Below are 19,131 nucleotides of genomic sequence, written 5' to 3' on the forward strand. Positions count from 1 at the left end.
TTTTATGACGCTAGTTACAACGAAAGAAATGTTAAAAGACGCTCATACAAACCACTATGCAATCGGTGCATTCGGAGCGCATAATCTAGAAATTATTAAGTCAGTAATTGCTGGTGCGGAATCAGTAGGTTCCCCAGTCATCCTTCAAACTACTTCCAGTACGTATAAGTATGTGGAGATGCCTTATATGATTGCTATGGCAAAAGCTGCTGCTGAACAAGCAAAAATACCAGTAGCATTGCATCTTGATCATGGTGAATCATTTGACGTCGTAATGGAATGTTTGCGAGCTGGTTATACATCTATCATGATTGATGGTTCAAAGCTTTCATTAGAAGACAATATTGCACTTGTACGTAAAGTAACGGATGCAGCTGGCCCTATCGGTGTTCCGGTAGAAGCAGAACTAGGTACAATCGGTGGAGTGGAAGATGATTTTGTGGTGGAGGAGAGTGAAGCATTTTTTACTGATCCAGAAGCGGCAGAACGATTTGTGCGAGAGACTGGTATTGATTCGTTTGCTCCTGCATTTGGAACTGCACATGGTAACTATAAGAGGGAGCCTAAACTTCAATTTGATCTGCTAGATAAAATTCAAAAACTGACCAATATTCCGCTCGTTATGCATGGAGCATCAGGGGTACCGGAAGAAAGTGTGCGTAAATCATTAGATTATGGAGTAGCGAAAGTGAATTTCTCAACCGAATTGAAAGATTTATTTGCAGAAGAAGTACGAGCTTTTTTTCAAGATAATCCAAATGAAAATGACCCGCGTAAATATTTCATACCTGCAAGAGAGGCATTAATTGAGTTAGTTAAAAGAAAGATCATGATGTTACAAAAATGATTACAACTATCACATTGAATACTGCAATTGATCAAGTGTATGAAGTGGAGTCATTGGATGTTGGAGGGACAAATCGAGTTTCTGCTATTACTCAGGAGGCCGGGGGTAAGGGCATGAATGTTGCAAAGGTACTCCAATACTTAGGTGCAGAAGTGAATGTTGGTGGATTTGCGGGGGGGACTAACGGAAAGAAAATTCGACAACTTTTAAAAAAACGTGCTATTCCAAGTGAATTAATATCAGTTAGTGGTGAAAGTCGAATTTGTTTAACAGTGCTAGATTCATTGAATAGTAAAGTGACAGAACTTCTTGAGAGTGGACCAGAAATATCCGTAGAGGAATGGCAATCCATGCTCGAATGGGTAAAACAGAAGTCTAAAATCGTCAAATGGTTTGCATTGTCAGGTAGCTTGCCGAAAGGACTACCAACCACTGCATATGCAGAGCTGATACAAATTATACATGCCAATGGTGCGAAAGCGGTACTCGATTCAAGTGGTGATGCATTACGAAATGGAATCGAAGCAAAACCATTTGCAATAAAACCAAATGAGCATGAAATTGCAGCAATCCTAGGTAAAACTGCTATAACTGAAACTGAATTGCTCGAAGCAGGGGGGCGCTTTGTTAGTGAAGGAATTGACCATGTATGCCTTACGTTGGGCGAAGAAGGGGCAATTTTCGTCAACCAATATGGGTATTTCAAAGCAAATGCACCATCGATTGACGTCATCAATACTGTAGGAAGTGGAGATGCTTTTGTAGGGGGACTGCTATACGGGTTAGCTCAAAATGAAGAAATTAGCACAGCTTATAAACGAGCAATAGCATGTGGATCAGTTAACGCGATGTATCGAGCAATCGGTTTTATTGATTTGGGGCAAGTGGAAGTATTAATGGAGCAAATTACTATCGAAAAAATAAAAGATAGATAGGGGTATGAATTTTATGCATACGTATAATGAAATAGTCGGACAGGCGGAACAATTACAAAAGACACTAGAACTTGTAGACAATCTAATAATGGAACAAGTGAATGTAGACCATGTATTATTCACGGGGTGTGGAACATCTTTTTATTTGGCAGCTTCTGCGGCTAAATATTATCAAACAGTGACGGGTCAATTTGCTTCTGCAGTTCCTGCGTCTGAGCTATTTCTACACACATCAACGACAATTGTTCCTGGAAAGAAATATTTTGTTGTTGGAATATCTAGATCAGGAACGACTTCTGAAATTCTTATCGCGCTCGATCATTTAAAGGGCAATGCTGATATTCGTACATTAGCAGTCACGTGTAACGGGGATACACCTATGGCAGCGGCAACAGATCAAGTTATTGCACTTGATCATATTACGGAAAAAAGCGTTGTGATGACCCAATCATTTTCCAATATGCTGTTTGCACTTCAAGTATTCGCGGCAAGGCAAGGACGTTCTACTCAAAATTTGACAGAACTTAAACAAGTTCCAGAGTTGGTAGAGGCTGCATTAACATTAGAAGATTTAACAAAAGGTGTGGCGGAAGATTTAACGAAGAAACGCTTTATCTTCCTTGGATCAGGTTCATATAATGGAATTGCAAAAGAAGCTACTTTGAAGCTAAAAGAAATGACACAAACAGAATGCGAAAGCTACTCAAGCTTGGAGTTTAGACACGGTCCAATTTCAATAGTAGACGATTCAACAGTAGTTATCCTATTAACTCAACTGGAGACAAAAGACTACGATCAACAACTTGTTATGGATATCCAAAAGCTTGGTGGATACGTACTTACCATCGGACCAGTAGCTGAAGGGTTTGTTGCAGATCACATTATTGAATTGACAAACACAATAAGTGATTTGAACCGACATGCTATTTATGTTCCTTATCTTCAATTACTAGCGTATCAACGAGCGATGCATTTAGGGTTCGATCCAGATCAGCCTCGAAATCTTACTCAAGTTGTTAAATTGTCATAATCGGAAGGTGATTATAGATGGGATACATTCTCGCAGCGGATATCGGAGGTACAAAACTTGCAACAGCACTATTTAAAAATGACGGAACTGTTGTGAAGACGAACGAATCATTAAGTGAAAAAAAAGACGAGGAACTGTTGTTTCAGTGCCTGGTTAATTCATTCCGCTCTCTGTGTATAAATGAAGGTGTAAATTTTGATGATATAAATGGGATTGCAGTAGGAATACCAGGAATTGTGGATGCTGAAAAAGGTATAGCTGTTTTTCAGAATAATTTACCGTGGAGGGATTTCCCGTTGGTAGAAAGACTTGAAAGCGAGTTTCCGCAATCCAAAATTATGATGGATAATGATGTTTATATGGCCACTTGGGGAGAGTATACAACTCGTGGCTTTTCTTCAGAAACGATGGTTTACATGACGCTGAGTACAGGTATTTCTTGCTGCTTGATTCATCAGGGATTGTTTTTAAGAGGAAGTGGAATGGCGGGAGAAATTGGATTTAGTTTAACGGGAACTTCAGATACCAGTCTTGAAACTCTAGTTTCTGGTCCTGCACTAGAATTAAAAGGACGAAAACAATTTAATAATCCCGAACTATCTTTAAAAGAGATGATGGTGGGTTATTATCAAGGCAATGTTCATATTGCAAGAATAATAAATGAAGCAGTAACTGCACTTGCAAAAGAAGTTTATCAAATTCTCGTCTTCACCGATCCACATTGTATTGTACTTGGTGGTGGTGTATTCAATCATCATCCAACGCTTATTGAAGCGGTCCGAAAAGAGGTTGGACAGTATCTCCACCATCCTTTATTAAAGGGTAAAGAAGAACGTATAGAAGCAAGCATCTATAAGGGAGAAGCAGGTATACGTGGTGCAGCTTCCAGAGTTATAAATATAAAATAAATATAAACCCTCGTCTAAGTTGGACGAGGGTTTATATTTTAAAGTTCAAGAAATTTTTAAGTGCGCTTACACCCTTTTTATCTAATACGACTTTCTGTTTCCTTATCGAAGAAATGGCTTCTTGATATATCAAAGGATAGTTCAATTTTTTGACCAGGTTGAATATGTGAATCTGAACTTATACGAGCAATGTACTGTTGTCCTTCGAGAGCAGAATAGATCATCAATTCTGCTCCAGTTAATTCCGATACTTCGATATTTGCTTTTACAGTTGACTCGGAAGATTGAGCTACTATCTCAGGGTCTTCTGATATATGTTCAGGTCTTATTCCTAGAAGAATTTCTTTATTGTTATATCCTTGTGAATTTAGCATCGCAAGTTTCTCTTGGGGAATCTTCAATGCAACATTTCCAATTTTGAAATAGCCATCCGTGATTTTACCTTCGAAAAAGTTCATCGCGGGTGAGCCGATAAATCCACCTACAAATATGTTTTCTGGATTCTCATACACCTCTTTAGGTGTCCCAATTTGCTGGATTAGTCCGTCTTTCATAACGACAAGGCGTGATGCCATTGTCATTGCCTCCGTTTGGTCGTGTGTTACATAAATCGTTGTTGTTTTCAGTCGTTGATGTAACTTTGCTATTTCAGCACGCATTTGAACACGTAATTTTGCATCTAGATTCGATAGTGGTTCATCCATAAGAAATACTTTTGCATCACGAACAATCGCACGACCAAGCGCGACACGCTGGCGTTGACCACCTGACAATGCTTTTGGCTTCCTATCTAAGTGAGCTTCGAGATCAAGAATGCTAGCAGCATTTTTAACACGTTTATCGATTTCCACTTTAGAGAATTTTCTGAGTTTCAAACCGAAAGCCATATTGTCATATACAGTCATATGTGGATAAAGTGCATAGTTCTGAAATACCATTGCGATATCTCGTTCTTTTGGTGGGACATTATTCATCGATTTTCCATCGATACGAAAATCACCTTCAGAAATCTCTTCAAGCCCTGCAATCATACGAAGTGTTGTTGATTTTCCACAGCCAGAAGGACCAACTAGAACAATAAACTCCTGATCTTGGACACGCAAATCAAAGTTAGAAACAGCTGTTGCACCATCATCGTATACTTTGTATATATTTTCAAGAACCATTTTCTCCATTGTAAGCAACTCCTCTATTTTCTCTTTCTATAGATAGGTTACCAATCCTAGAGAAATCATGATATGTAAGATGTGCACAATTTTCTGTTTTTTAAAATGTGCGATTTGTCTACCTCTCGGTTGCAATCAAACTTGCGCAATAAGCAACAAGTGCCCCATCAAAATTACGTACATTAATTTCCGTCATATCTTGAAATTTAGTAAGGCGATATTGAAGTGTGTTTCGATGCACATGCAATTTCTTTGCTGCCACCGAAGCATTGAAGCCATTTTCGAAAAGGAATTGAACTGATTGTAATAACTCTATATCGTATTCAATTGGTTCTAATACTTCTTTGTGGATCATCTGTTTCATTTCTTCTGATATTTGGTCTATCAGGGTAAAAGGAAAAGTCTTTTCCATCGAATATATTCGTTCAGCTCGATTCCGTGACAGGCCTTTGAAGAACCATTCTTTTTCTGTTATAAAATGGGAATAAAAGGGCATAGTTGTTGGATGAAATTTCCCTACATACATTTTAACCTTGATGAAAAAATCACTTTCAAGCGCAACGATAAAAGAAGAGAAGTCATCTAGAGTATGTATATAGGAAGACTTCTCTTCGATAAGGACTGCATCTTCTGAAGAAATAAAAACGAGTCGCATGGCATCGTCAAAAAATAGTTTGACTGCCTCTTCCAAATGGGATTCTATTTCTTCTTCCACTTTAAAATGCAATTGAATAATGCGGATCTCGGTATCCTCTTTAAGAGGGACAGGTCCTTTGTCATGAAGGAACTCAATCCATTTTTCTGATAGAGATTCATTGGTGAGACCAGTTGGTTTAACTTCTCGAAACAGAGAACAAAGCAGTGCATATTCACGATCAGATACTTCATTTTTGTCGATGGTCATCCAACAGTTCGAATTTTCATTGTGAAAGATATATGTATGTGTTTCATTTAAAATTGGGCATTCAGGTAATAGTTCGATAGATGGAAAAAGTATCGCTAAGTTAGTGGACATTATATGAAATCTCCTATCTTGAAGCTATTGGAACTTTAAATGTTCTCTTTTTAGCTTTTAATATTAATGATCATAAATAATGGATACTATATTACAAAAAGGATAAGTCCCTATATATCTATTATAAATCACCAAAACTTGTTTGACATGACCTAATTATTAAAGGGAAGGTTCTGGAAGCTATGAATGTGAAAAAAATCACCCAAAGAAATTTTGCATTTTTTGTTAACAAAGCGGTCATAAGCTTGAACGGATGGTATTTTAGTTTAATTGACACTATATCACTGAAAGTCTATCATTTATATGAAATAGAAAGAAAATTAGGAAAAATAAAAAGGGATGGTGATATTAGGAATGAAAAGAGATACAACGGTGAGTCAGGCAAGGGAATTAGATGAACAAGATACTTTGAAAAAGTTACGAGCTGAGTTTTATTTGCAACCAGATGTTATTTATATGGATGGGAATTCTTTAGGATTGCTGTCAAAAAGGGCAGAGCAGTCATTGCTATCATTATTAGATTCTTGGAAGAAACATGGGATTGATGGGTGGATGAAAGGAGAGCAACCATGGTTTTATTTCTCTGATAGATTAAGTGAAATGTGCGCACCACTTGTAGGAGCGGATAAAAAAGAAGTAATGATTACAGGATCAACGACTTCGAATTTACATCAGTTAGTCGCAAGCTTTTATCATCCAAAAGGGGCACGCACGAAAATTTTAGCAGATGAGTTGAACTTTCCTTCTGATATATACGCGATTAGTAGTCAGTTATCTTTGCATGGGTACGATCCAAAGGAGCATATGGTATTAGTCAAAAGTAATGATGGAAATACGTTAAATGAAGCAGATATTATAGAAGCAATGAAAGAGGATGTTGCGCTTATCGTATTGCCGAGTGTGTTATATAGAAGTGGACAAATTTTAAACATAAAAGAGTTGACGGAAGCTGCACATGAACGAAATATTTTGATTGGATTTGATCTATGTCATTCAATTGGTTCCGTTCCACATGAGCTAAGTGATTGGGATGTAGATTTTGCTTTTTGGTGTAATTACAAACATTTGAACGGCGGACCAGGAGCAGTTGGAGGATTATATGTAAATCAAAAACATTTCGGACAAAAACCAGGACTTGCAGGATGGTTTGGTTCTGATAAAGAAAAGCAATTTGACCTTTCGATTCAAATGACACCAGCTTCGAATGCAGGTGCTTATCAGATTGGAACACCGAATATTTTAAGTGCAGCTCCATTATATGGTTCATTGGAAATATTTGCGGAAGCAGGAATAGATGCAATCCGAGAAAAATCGTTGAAATTAACGGATTATATGACATTGTTAATAGAGGAGGAACTGAGCGATTATCAATTTGCAATCGCAAGTCCCATGGAACACGAACGTCGTGGGGGACATATTTATTTGGTCCATGAAGAAGCAGCTCGCATTTGTAAAGCATTAAAAGAACATCAAGTTATCCCAGATTTCCGTTCTCCAAATGGCATACGTTTAGCGCCTGTTGCCTTGTATAACTCATTTCTAGATGTGTGGAAAACCGTACAAATTCTAAAGAAGATAATGAAAGAAGAGTCATATAAAAAGTATGAAAACAAACGAGAAGTTATAGCGTAAAAGGAGGGGCTCCATGTCGGAGGATATTTCAAAACTGCATGATAAGTTGAAGAGTGAGACAGGAATTCATACTAATTTTCGTGAAGATATGACGTACGGTGATTATTTACAGCTAGATAGCATTTTATCTAGCCAAAAACGGTTATCAGGTCATCACGATGAAATGCTATTTATCATCATTCATCAAGTAAGTGAGCTTTGGATGAAGTTAATATTGCATGAATTAACTAGTGCTATTCGAGCGATTCAAGATGATAAAATGCAGGCGGCTTTTAAGATGCTTGCACGTGTAACGAAAATCCAAACACAGATTATTCAAGCGTGGGATGTACTTTCGACATTAACACCTGCTGAGTATTTGGAGTTTCGTGATAAACTAGGGAAAGCATCCGGATTTCAATCTTTTCAGTATAGGCAAATCGAGTTTGCCCTTGGCTATAAAACAAAGCATATTCTTAAAATCTACGAGCAGGATATTGCATTGTTCGAGCAGCTAGAAAAAGTGTACAATGCACCAAGTATTTATGATGTGTCGATTCAGGCATTAGCAAAAGCAGGATTTCAAATTAACCCAACTGTTTTAAACCGCGATTATTCCGTGACTTACGGAGGAGATGAGTCGGTTGCTAATGCCTGGAAAGAAGTATATCGAAATGTAGATAAATACTGGAATTTGTATCAGTTAGCAGAAAAGCTCGTAGATGTGGAGGACTGGCTACAGCAATGGCGCTTCCGTCATATGAAAACAGTAGAACGCATTATTGGGTTTAAAACTGGAACAGGTGGTTCATCCGGTGTGAATTATTTACGCAAAGTGCTAGATCATCGATTTTTTCCTGAACTGTGGGATTTGAGAACTAGTCTTTAAGAGGAAAGAAGGAAGTATATGAATTCGAATAGAGGTCAATGGTCTACCAAATTAGGCTTTATCCTTTCTTCTGCTGGAGCAGCGATTGGACTCGGGGCTATTTGGAAAATGCCATATGTGACTGGACAAAGTGGCGGGGGGGCATTCTTTTTAATCTTTGTCTGTTTAACGTTACTAATTGGACTTCCAATGTTAATATCTGAGTTTATTATTGGTAGAGGATCTGGCGAAGAAGCAATCACTGCTTATAAAAAGTTAGTACCACAAAGTGCATGGGTGTGGATTGGGAGGCTTGGTGTCGTTGGATGCTTCCTATTATTATCTTTTTATAGTGTGGTCGGGGGATGGATTTTAGTATACAGCGGTATGTCGGTTGTGGGAAATGTCATTACGGATAATACAAGCTCAGATGTGTTGTTTGGTACCATTATCGGTACTCCTTGGATTACGCTAGTAGGATTGCTTGTGTTTACGTTACTAAACGTATGGGTTATTTCTTCAGGTGTACAAAATGGTATTGAGAAAGCGAACAAATTGATGATGCCCTTATTATTTATTTTCTTCTTTATACTTGTCATTAGGTCTTTAACGCTGGACGGTGCCATGGAAGGTGTGAAGTTTTTCCTTTCTCCCGACTTTTCGAAGACGACAGGGGAATCTATTTTGTATGCATTAGGGCAATCCTTTTTTGCCTTAGCGGTCGGTTTTTCCTGCATGGTCACATATAGCTCTTATTTAAAGAAAGATGTGAGTTTACCTTATTCTGCCGGGTCTGTTGTCATTATGAATATTTTCGTATCGTTGCTTGCAGGGTTAGCTATCTTTCCGGTCGTTTATGCTTTTGGCTATGAGCCAACTGAAGGACCGGGATTACTTTTTATCGTTCTTCCAACTGTATTTGGCCAAATGCCCTTTGGAGAAGTATTTTTAGCGCTATTTTTAATTTTGTTTTTATTTGCGACATTGACATCTTCTTTTAGCATGTACGAAATTATTGTTGCTGCGCTTATGGAGAAATGGAAGAACGCACGTAAAGGTATTACTTGGATAATAGGAGGAATAATTTTTGTTGCATCTGTTCCATCCGCATTATCATCTAGTTTACTTAAGGACGTGACAGTCTTTCAAAAAAGCGTATTTGATGCAACGGATTTTTTAGTGAGTAATATGATGCTTCCACTTGGTAATTTGTTAATAGCTATTTTTATTATTCACAAGATGAACAAAGTATTAGTCGAGGAAGAGTTTAAGCTTAGCAGCACACTAGCTCCTGGATATTATACAGCTTGGCGCTTTTTGATGACCTGGATGGTACCGGTCGTGATTGTTATTGTATTGGTATACTCACTTTTACCGATCTTAGGAGGATGACGATGGAAAAGCAATGGATCGATATTTCACAGCCTTTTTCCAAAAAAATCGGAACATGGCCGGGCGATACGCCGTTCCAATTTGAACTAACCTACTCAAAAGAAGAGACTGGCTCCGTTAATATTGGTCGTTTCACAACAAGTGTGCATACTGGAACGCATGCCGATGCCCCCTTTCACTTTGACAGTGACGCACCGACAATAGAGCAGCTAGACATTAATATTTATATTGGACGCGCAAAAGTAGTAGATGTCATAGGACTAGATCTAATAGGAAGAGAAGAGCTGGAAGCATTTGAACTTGCTGGAGTGGAACGATTACTTTTGAAAACTGCAAAAAGGGTTAATGAGGAACAATTTCCAACAAAAATACCCGTATTAAAAGAAAATATCGGTGCTTTCTTGCAGGAAAAAGGTATTTTTTTAATAGGAGTCGACCATCCCTCTGTTGATGCTTTAGATGATAAAGAATTGCCTGCGCATCATGCACTTTATCTGCATGGGGTGCATATTTTAGAAAACTTACTTCTACAAGACGTAGTACCTGGGGATTATGAAATGATCGCTTTGCCATTAAAGATTCAAGGAGCGGATGGTAGTCCAGTGAGAGCTGTCATCCGAGCAATATGAGAAAAGTCTTCTATTAGCGATGTTTGCTGATAGAAGACTTTTTTTTGCAAATTTGACGAAATGGAAAACTACGGATGATATTTAAATGAAACAGGGGAGAATAGTGATGTAAATCATACCGTATTTTTTATTTAGTGTTTATACTAGAGGAAGTGAGTGACACCGTATTTAAGACGAGGAGTGAGCATGTTGAAAAAAGTAGTTGTGATAGGCGGAGGCATTACAGGACTTTCTGCGATGCATTATTTGCAAAAACTTAAAATAGAAAAAGCGTTAGATATGGAAATGGTATTGGTAGAGTCTAATCAATACTTAGGTGGGAAAATTCACTCGGTAAAGCAAAAAGAGTTCATTATGGAAACAGGGGCAGATTCGATTGTTGCACGTCATGAAGGGGTACTCCCTTTAGTAGAGGATCTACAGTTGGAAGATGAGCTTGTCTATAACGCTACAGGTATATCTTATATATATACGAATAACGAGCTACATGCCATTCCAGCAGATACAGTGTTTGGAATACCGATGAGTGAGGAATCGTTAGAAAGCAGCACATTAGTGTCTGATGAGGGTAAAGAAGAGGCATTAAAGGATTTTAATTTATCAAATGAAAGCTTTACAAAAGATAGCTCAATCGGATTGTTTCTTGAGTATTTCTTAGGAAAAGAGTTGGTCGAAAAGCAAATAGCACCAGTATTATCAGGTGTATATTCAGGAAATCTAGATAAGCTTACGTTGGCCTCCACATTACCATATTTAATAGACTATAAAGAAGATTACGGTAGCATTATGAAAGGATTAGGAGCCAATAAAGAGAAATTCCAAGCCGCTTCCAATAAAAAGTTTATTTCTTTTAAAAATGGTCTTTCTGCTTTGATCGACCGCTTAGAAAAAGAGCTTAGTGACGCTACTATTCTAAAAGGAGTACATACAACGAAAGTGAAGAAAATGGACGACCGATATGAAGTTTTATTTGCGAATCATGAGTCAATCGAAGCAGATTACGTTATTCTAACAACTCCGCACGATGTTGCACAAAGAATATTACAAAACGATGCTTTGGACGCTGATTTTAATAAGCTGAAAAACTCATCGCTTATAAGCATTTATCTCGGTTTTGACATTCCAGACGAACAGCTTCCTGCTGAAGGTACTGGCTTTATCGTTTCGTATAATAGCGATGTGAAATGTAATGCATGTACATGGACAAGTCGTAAATGGAAGCATACATCGAAAAATAGTCATTTGCTTGTTCGCATGTTTTATAAAAGCACGAATCCTGCATTTGAGGACATGAAACATATGAATGAAGAAGGACTAGTTCAAGTTGCCTTGCAAGATATTGAGAAAAGCTTGAAGCTAAATGGGAAACCGAGTGTTGTAGAAGTGACTAAATGGAATGATTTAATGCCAAATTATCATTTAGAACATGGGAAAGCGGTTAAATCCTTACGAGATAAGATGTCTTCTCAGCTGCCTAATGTCATACTTGCAGGATGCTCTTATTACGGCGTTGGCATAGGTGCATGTATTGAAAATGGAAAAGAAACAGCTGAATTAGTTGTAAATAATTTTTAGCTGCAAATGATGAGGATGTCCTGAAAGTCTTTTAAAAAATGACTTTTTCGGACACCTTTACACATGTATATAAACTGAATCGTTGGATTTATATAATAAAGAAAATTCAAAATTAACTTGACGCTTTAGTTTATTAAAGGTACGATATCACTAATTGTTGAAAACTGAATATTGAATTCTTATCAAGAGAAGCTGAGGGACTGGCCCTGTGAAGCTTCAGCAACCTGCCGAATAGGTTAGGTGCTAAATCCAGCAGACAACTAATAGTCTGAAAGATGAGAAGGGACGCATTTTGTATGCTTATGAAGCCTTCTTTTAAAAAAAAGAAGGCTTTTTTATTTTAAGGAAGGATGGGTGCAAGTGGGATTGTTAGATAAGTTACGAACGAATATGTTGACGGCAGATGGTGCGATGGGAACGCTCCTGTATGCATATGGAATTGAATATTGTAATGAAGAATTAAACATCCAAAGACCTGAAATTATCCAAAAAATTCACCAAGAATATATCAAAGCTGGTGCAGATATTATTCAAACGAACACATATGGTGCGAATGCGATTAAATTAGCAAGATATGGACTAGAGAATCGTGTAAAAGAAATCAATGAAGCGGCGATTAGCATTGCCAAACAGGCAGCCGCACCTGGTGAACAGTTTGTGCTAGGGACAATCGGGGGGATTCGTGGTATTCGTAAAAGTGAGGCAACCTTAGAGGAAATCATTCAAAAGGTCGACGAGCAAGTGAATCACTTGCTCACTGGTAATCCGGATGGACTATTGCTTGAAACGTATTATGATTTTGAAGAGCTAGCTGCTACGGTTACGCATTTACGAAAATTAACAACTACGCCAATTATAGCTCAAGTATCGATGCATGAGCCTGGCATATTGCAAAATGGGTTATCACTGAACGATGCATTGCAACAGCTGGATACTTTAGGAGCAGATGTCGTTGGTGTCAATTGTCGTCTAGGTCCTTTTCATACGATACAGGCATTAGAGGAGGTTACACTGCCGAAAAATGCGTATCTATCCGCTTTTCCTAATGCAAGTTTGCTAGATATTGAAGACGGCCGTATTGTATACGAATCGGAAGCAGATTATTTCGGTAGGGCAGCGCTGCTTCTTCGTGAAGAGGGGGTTCGATTAATCGGCGGATGCTGTGGGACGACACCAAGGCATATCGAAGCTGCGAAAAAAAGAATTGGTCATTTATCCCCGTTAACAACGAAAGTCGTAGCGCCTAAAAAGCCGATTATTATCCGTGAGGCAGAGCCGAATATCAATGAACCACTCCATGAAAAAGCACAAAATGAACGGACTATTATTGTGGAACTAGACACTCCGCGTCATTTAGATACGACAACTTTTATGGAAGGTGCCACAAAGCTCTATGATGTCGGTGTTGACGCAGTGACAATGGCGGATAATTCACTTGCTTCCCCACGCATCAGTAATATGGCGATGGGATCGATGTTAAAGCTACAAAATAATATTCGACCACTTGCACATATTACTTGTCGCGATCGTAATCTGATTGGGCTTCAATCTCATTTAATGGGGCTAGATGCGCTTGGTATTCATGACATATTAGCAGTAACAGGAGATCCAACAAAAATTGGAGATTTCCCTGGTGCTACAAGCGTATATGACGTTTCAAGTTTGGAATTGATTCAACTGATTAAACAACTAAATGAAGGAATTTCATTCTCCGGAAAATCCCTTAAAAAGAAAGCGAAATTCTCTATAGCGGCGGCTTTCAACCCGAACGTTCGAGTACTTGACCGCGCAGTAAAAAGGTTGGAGAAGAAAATTGAGTGTGGAGCGGATTATTTCATCACGCAGCCGGTTTATACAAAAGAAAAAATTCAAGAAATTTATGAAGCGACAAAACATTTAGCAACTCCTATTTTTATCGGTATTATGCCGCTAACAAATATTCGAAACTCGGAGTTTTTACACAATGAAGTGCCGGGTATCAAATTATCCGATGAAGTGCTGGAAAGAATGCGTGCATGTGGGGAAGATAGAGAGCGTTCAACTGTGGAAGGTATTCAAATAGCTAAAGAACTAATAGATACTGCCGCTGAATTGTTCAATGGTATTTACATTATTACCCCGTTCTTCCGTTATGATATGTCATTGGAACTCATTAAGCATATTCAAGAAATTGATAGTAAGAAAGTGAGAGAGAGCAGCTATGTCCAAACATCTAATTGAGCAACAACTTGAAAAGAGAATTCTCCTCATCGATGGAGCTATGGGGACGATGATTCAAAATGCGAATCTTACGGCGGAAGATTTCGGAGGCGAGCAGTATGACGGATGCAATGAGTATTTAAATATAGTCAATCCAGTCGTTATTGAGCAAATTCATCGTGAATATTTAGAAGCTGGTGCGGATATTATTTGTACGAACACGTTTGGAGGAACGCCGGTTGTATTGAACGAATATGATTTAGGTAGCCAAGCATACGACATTAACTTTCGTGCTGCTCAATTTGCCAAGAAATGCACGGAAGAATTCTCGACATTGGAATGGCCACGATTTGTAGCAGGGGCTATTGGACCGACAACGAAGACGTTATCTGTTACTGGTGGAATTACGTTTGATGAGCTAACACATGATTTTTATGTGCAGGCAAAAGCATTAGTGGAAGGTGGCTCTGACTTGATTTTACTTGAAACAAGTCAAGATATGCTAAATGTTAAAGCCGCAACGATAGGGATTAAACAAGCATTCACAGAAACAGGGAAAAATATTCCTATTATGATATCTGGAACAATTGAACCAATGGGAACTACCCTTGCCGGGCAAAGTATTGAAGCATTCTATATTTCCATTGAACATATAAAACCGCTTTCCGTTGGGCTGAATTGTGCGACAGGACCTGAATTTATGACGGACCACATTAGATCACTTTCAGAGCTGTCAGACGGGTATGTAAGCTGTTATCCAAATGCTGGACTGCCAGACGAGGAAGGTCATTATCATGAGTCACCAGACTCCTTGTCTAAAAAATTGAAAGGCTTTGCAGAAAAAGGATGGTTAAATTTAGTCGGTGGATGCTGTGGAACTACACCTGCACATATCCGAGCAGTACGAGAAGCGGTGGAGGGAATTGCCCCAAGAAAACCATCTGAGGCTAGTCATGGCCATGTCGTATCTGGAATCGAGCCCCTCCTTTATGATGATTCAATGCGCCCGTTGTTAATAGGGGAGCGAACAAATGTGATTGGATCCCGAAAGTTTAAGCGACTTATAATAGAAGAAAAATTCGAAGAAGCATCTGAAATTGCACGTGCCCAAGTAAAAGGGGGTGCCCATGTAATAGATATTTGCCTAGCAAATCCAGACCGTGACGAGCTAACGGATATGACAAACTTTATGAAGGAAGTCGTGAAAAAAGTAAAGGTTCCGCTTGTAATAGATTCTACGGATGAAAAAGTTATTGAAGAAGCTATGAAGTATTCTCAAGGGAAAACAATTATTAACTCGATCAATTTAGAAGATGGAGAAGAACGTTTCGATGCAGTTCTACCGCTTGTAAAAAAATACGGTGCATCTGTCGTTGTTGGAACGATCGACGAAATAGGGATGGCCGTTACACGTGAACGTAAATTAGAAATTGCAGAGAGATCGTATGATTTACTTGTGAATAAATGGGGGCTTGCGCCAGAAGATATCATATTTGACCCACTCGTATTCCCAGTAGGTACAGGTGATCAACAATATATTGGTTCTGCAGTGGAAACAATTGAGGGAATCCGCTTGATAAAAGAAAAACTGCCAAGGTCACTAACCACCCTTGGAGTAAGTAATGTATCATTTGGTCTTCCACCGGTTGGTCGCGAAGTACTTAATGCCGTGTATTTATACCATTGTACGCAAGCTGGTCTCGATTACGCAATTGTGAACACGGAGAAGCTAGAGCGTTATGCTTCTATTCCAGAACCAGAAATTGCGATGGCTAATGAATTATTATTTACCACAACAGACAAAACACTTGCAGATTTCACAGACTTTTATCGAGATAAAAAGAAGGAAAAAACAGAAGCAGATATTCCAAAAACGGTACCTGAGCGTCTGGCCTATTACATTATTGAAGGAACGAAAGAAGGCTTAATTCCGGATTTAGAACAAGCACTCAACATGTACGATACCCCTCTTGAAGTCATTAATGGACCTCTTATGGATGGAATGGCAGAAGTAGGGCGACTCTTCAATGACAACCAATTAATCGTTGCGGAAGTGCTTCAAAGTGCAGGTGTGATGAAAGCATCCGTGTCTTATTTGGAGCAATTTATGGAGAAAAATGAGAATGACTCTGGGAAAGGAAAAATCGTTCTTGCCACTGTAAAAGGCGATGTGCATGACATCGGAAAAAACCTTGTCGATATTATTCTAAGCAATAATGGATATAAAGTGCTGGATATAGGAATAAAGGTAACACCAGCGGAACTTATAGAAGTGATTCGAAAAGAAAAACCGGATATTGTCGGACTTTCCGGGCTACTTGTTAAATCAGCTCAACAAATGGTCATTACAGCACAGGATTTTAAAGAAGCGGGAATCGATATTCCAATGCTTGTGGGAGGAGCGGCCCTTTCCCGACGCTTCACGGAAACAAAGATTTCTGCAGAATATGAAGGACCGGTACTTTATGCAAAAGATGCGATGCAAGGGCTAGAATTGGCAAATCGATTGCAAAATAAAGGAGATAAAATAACTCTATTAGAAGAACTAACGATTCAACAAGAAAAGCGAAAAGTAGCAGAAGCAAACAGAGCTTCGAAACAAGCAGTTGCAGTTTTAACGAAGCCTGTGAAGACTGTGCGTGAGGATGTACAAGTATACAAACCAAAGGATTTGCGCAGACATGTATTAAAAGAATACTCCGTATCGCATCTATATCCCTATGTAAATATGCGGACACTTATTGGCCATCATTTAGGCTTAAAGGGATATAGCGATAAATTACTTGAACAAAAAGACCAGCGTGCTGTGGAATTACATGAACTGGTAACAGCGTTTTTAGGAGCAGACCTACTGAAACCATCTGGATTGTATCAGTTTTTCCCTGCACAATCAGATGGAGATGATGTCATTATCTATGATCCAAGTGACTTTAAAACGGAAATAGAACGATTTACGTTCCCGCGGCAAACTGTTGAACCTTATCTGTGTCTTGCGGACTATTTAAAATCAGTTGAAAGCGGCGAAATGGATTACGTCGCACTCATGCTCGTTACGGCAGGTCACGGAGTACGTACGGCAGCAAACAAATTAAAAGAACAAGGAAAGTTTCTAGAAAGTCATGCATTGCAAGCAACTGCTCTAGAGCTAGCAGAAGGATTTGCAGAACGAATTCACCAAGAAATCCGAGACCAGTGGGGCTTTCCAGACGCAACCGACTTTACAATGCGCGAGCGATTCGCCGCTAAGTATCAAGGACAACGTTTCTCATTTGGCTACCCAGCATGTCCTAATTTGGAAGACCAAGCAAAACTATTTGGGCTATTAAAACCAGAAGATATCGGTGTAGAGTTAACCGAAGAGTTTATGATGGAACCAGAAGCATCCGTGTCAGCCATTGTATTTGCACATCCTGATGCGAGATACTTTGTTGTAGATTAACCAAAAACACAGGCAGCAGATTTTACTTCTGTTGCCTGTGTTTTTAGTTTCTGTGGGGGAAATTCCTGAAAATATTTAAGCGCAATCAAATTGTATTGGAAAGCAACCCTTCCACCGACAAGGGCAACCAATTCATACTTCAAAGCAACTAGTCACGATGTCAGAGCAACCAAATCTGTATCACTGAAGAAAAGGTGAGGATCCAGATGAAGAAATTACATAAAATGTCTAAGGGCAATCAAATTGTATTGGAAAGCAACCATTTCACGAACAAGAGCAACCAATTCAATCTTCAAAGCAACTAGTTACCTCACGAAAGCAACTAATTCAAGCACAATAGCAATCAACTCTCAATCACTGAGGAGACTTCATGTCGCTCTTCACTCGCTTCAACTGAGCTACAATAATAACGCTGATAATCACAAGTAAAAACCAAGAGCTAATTTTTCCGATATGCACAATCGACCATGTAGTTTCCTGATTAGGATATTGCCAAGCGCCTAAAAACGTGGTGATATTTTCAGCAATCCATATAAAGAAACCAATCAAGAGAAAAGCTAGAATCATAGGCATTTTATAAATACTTTCATGGACCCGAAAAGTTACAAACGTTCGGAAGAAAATAATGACCAATAAAGCTTTTAAAGCCCATCTTACATCATAACTAAAATGATGCGTAAAAAAGTTTAAGTAGATAAGAGCGCTAATACTAACAGCAAAAAATGGTTTTGGCCAGTTATACATATGTAAATCCATTCGTCTCCAACTTTGACAAATATAGCTTGCAACACTCGCATACATAAATCCACTATATAAAGGTACCCCAAAAAACTTGCTATAAGCTTCCTCTGGATATGCCCAAGAACCCATATGTACCTTAAATATTTCAAGTGCTAAGCCGATTATATGAAATAGACAAATGACCTTTAACTCGTCATATGTTTCAAGTTTGGATACAATCATAAATATTTGTGCCGCTATACAAATGATTAGAATGAAATCATAACGGGGTAAAAATGGAATAGCTATAAATTTTGATAAGGCAAGTGCTACAAATATAATGACAGGAAAGATGCAAGAAAGTGCTTGTAAATATCCAAAACGAAGAAAGTTCCTCATCGTAAGCCTAACCTCGACTTTCTTTATATTTTATCTATAAAGTCTAGACGAAACGGCTTCCTACAAGTTGCTATTAATCGATATCAAAAAGCCAGCTATAGGTGAAAAATAGCTGGCTCCTTCCGTTATTTTTTTCTCTTAGCTTCTGCATCATTGTCTTCTAATTTAAATTCATCCGTAACATCATCCATTATTTCTTTCGTGGAAGTTTTGAATTCTTTTAAAGTTTGCCCAACAGCTCTACCTAATTGAGGTAGTTTGGAAGGCCCGAAAATGATTAAAGCTAAAGCTAGCACGATTATTAAACCAGGTACACCGATATTTGGCAAGGTATTACCTCCTTTTAGCAGTCATTTTTACTATTAACTAATTCGAATTCTTTTATACTTTTCGCTTCT

15 protein-coding genes and 1 riboswitch are annotated in these 19,131 nt (G+C 38.5%); of the genes, 11 read left to right on the forward strand and 4 right to left on the reverse strand.

Features of this window, described 5'->3' with window-relative positions:
- The first annotated feature begins 4 nt into the window (after positions 1–4).
- The 4 genes from FG382_RS16030 to FG382_RS16045 are packed head-to-tail and all read left to right on the forward strand — an operon-like array spanning position 5 to position 3,720.
- A complete protein-coding gene (locus FG382_RS16030; protein WP_142539891.1) occupies positions 5–847 on the forward strand; it encodes a class II fructose-bisphosphate aldolase in 843 nt (280 codons plus the stop codon).
- A complete protein-coding gene (pfkB, locus tag FG382_RS16035; RefSeq protein ID WP_142539892.1) occupies positions 844–1,782 on the forward strand; it encodes a 1-phosphofructokinase in 939 nt (312 codons plus the stop codon). The genes FG382_RS16030 and pfkB overlap by 4 nt, the downstream gene beginning before the upstream one ends.
- Positions 1,783–1,795: 13 nt before the next feature.
- Positions 1,796–2,812 carry an SIS domain-containing protein gene (locus FG382_RS16040; protein WP_142539893.1) on the forward strand — a complete coding sequence of 339 codons (1,017 nt, stop codon included), beginning with the start codon at positions 1,796–1,798 and terminating at the stop codon, positions 2,810–2,812.
- Positions 2,813–2,829: 17 nt separating this feature from the next.
- On the forward strand, positions 2,830–3,720 hold the full coding sequence (locus tag FG382_RS16045; protein ID WP_142539894.1) for an ROK family protein: 891 nt from the start codon (positions 2,830–2,832) through the stop codon (positions 3,718–3,720).
- Positions 3,721–3,797: 77 nt separating this feature from the next.
- On the opposite strand, the gene FG382_RS16050 is transcribed toward FG382_RS16045, so the two are convergent.
- The gene (locus tag FG382_RS16050; protein ID WP_142539895.1) at positions 3,798–4,895 is read right to left on the reverse strand and encodes an ABC transporter ATP-binding protein; all 1,098 of its coding nucleotides are present in this window, start codon (positions 4,893–4,895) and stop codon (positions 3,798–3,800) included.
- 109 nt (positions 4,896–5,004) lie between these two features.
- Positions 5,005–5,901 carry a PucR family transcriptional regulator gene (locus FG382_RS16055; protein WP_142539896.1) on the reverse strand — a complete coding sequence of 299 codons (897 nt, stop codon included), beginning with the start codon at positions 5,899–5,901 and terminating at the stop codon, positions 5,005–5,007.
- Positions 5,902–6,255: 354 nt separating this feature from the next.
- On the opposite strand from FG382_RS16055, the gene kynU reads away from it, so the two are divergent.
- The 7 genes from kynU to metH all read left to right on the forward strand — a co-directional run bounded on the left by kynU (position 6,256) and on the right by metH (position 17,614).
- Positions 6,256–7,533, forward strand: a complete 1,278-nt coding sequence (gene kynU, locus FG382_RS16060; RefSeq protein WP_142539897.1) for a kynureninase — start codon at positions 6,256–6,258, stop codon at positions 7,531–7,533.
- A 13-nt stretch (positions 7,534–7,546) separates the two neighbouring features.
- Positions 7,547–8,401 carry a tryptophan 2,3-dioxygenase gene (gene kynA, locus FG382_RS16065; protein ID WP_142539898.1) on the forward strand — a complete coding sequence of 285 codons (855 nt, stop codon included), beginning with the start codon at positions 7,547–7,549 and terminating at the stop codon, positions 8,399–8,401.
- 18 nt (positions 8,402–8,419) lie between these two features.
- Positions 8,420–9,772: a sodium-dependent transporter gene (locus FG382_RS16070; protein ID WP_142539899.1), complete on the forward strand. Its 1,353-nt coding sequence runs from the start codon at positions 8,420–8,422 to the stop codon at positions 9,770–9,772.
- Positions 9,773–9,774: 2 nt separating this feature from the next.
- Positions 9,775–10,401: an arylformamidase gene (kynB, locus tag FG382_RS16075; protein WP_142539900.1), complete on the forward strand. Its 627-nt coding sequence runs from the start codon at positions 9,775–9,777 to the stop codon at positions 10,399–10,401.
- 189 nt (positions 10,402–10,590) lie between these two features.
- A complete protein-coding gene (locus FG382_RS16080; RefSeq protein WP_142539901.1) occupies positions 10,591–11,976 on the forward strand; it encodes a protoporphyrinogen oxidase in 1,386 nt (461 codons plus the stop codon).
- Positions 11,977–12,152: 176 nt separating this feature from the next.
- Positions 12,153–12,258, forward strand: a riboswitch (SAM riboswitch).
- Positions 12,259–12,336: 78 nt separating this feature from the next.
- Positions 12,337–14,196, forward strand: a complete 1,860-nt coding sequence (locus tag FG382_RS16085; protein ID WP_142539902.1) for a bifunctional homocysteine S-methyltransferase/methylenetetrahydrofolate reductase — start codon at positions 12,337–12,339, stop codon at positions 14,194–14,196.
- Positions 14,177–17,614 (forward strand): methionine synthase, encoded by a 3,438-nt coding sequence (gene metH, locus FG382_RS16090; RefSeq protein ID WP_142539903.1) that lies wholly within the window; start codon positions 14,177–14,179, stop codon positions 17,612–17,614. The genes FG382_RS16085 and metH overlap by 20 nt, the downstream gene beginning before the upstream one ends.
- A gap of 354 nt (positions 17,615–17,968) precedes the next feature.
- Here metH and FG382_RS16095 read toward each other — a convergent pair whose 3' ends face one another.
- Complete coding sequence (locus FG382_RS16095; RefSeq protein WP_142539904.1) at positions 17,969–18,733, reverse strand: DUF817 domain-containing protein; 765 nt, start codon at positions 18,731–18,733, stop codon at positions 17,969–17,971.
- A gap of 125 nt (positions 18,734–18,858) precedes the next feature.
- Complete coding sequence (locus FG382_RS16100) at positions 18,859–19,062, reverse strand: twin-arginine translocase TatA/TatE family subunit (protein WP_142539905.1); 204 nt, start codon at positions 19,060–19,062, stop codon at positions 18,859–18,861.
- Positions 19,063–19,131 lie beyond the last annotated feature (69 nt).

Source organism: Psychrobacillus lasiicapitis (assembly GCF_006861795.1).
Classification (GTDB): domain Bacteria; phylum Bacillota; class Bacilli; order Bacillales_A; family Planococcaceae; genus Psychrobacillus; species Psychrobacillus lasiicapitis.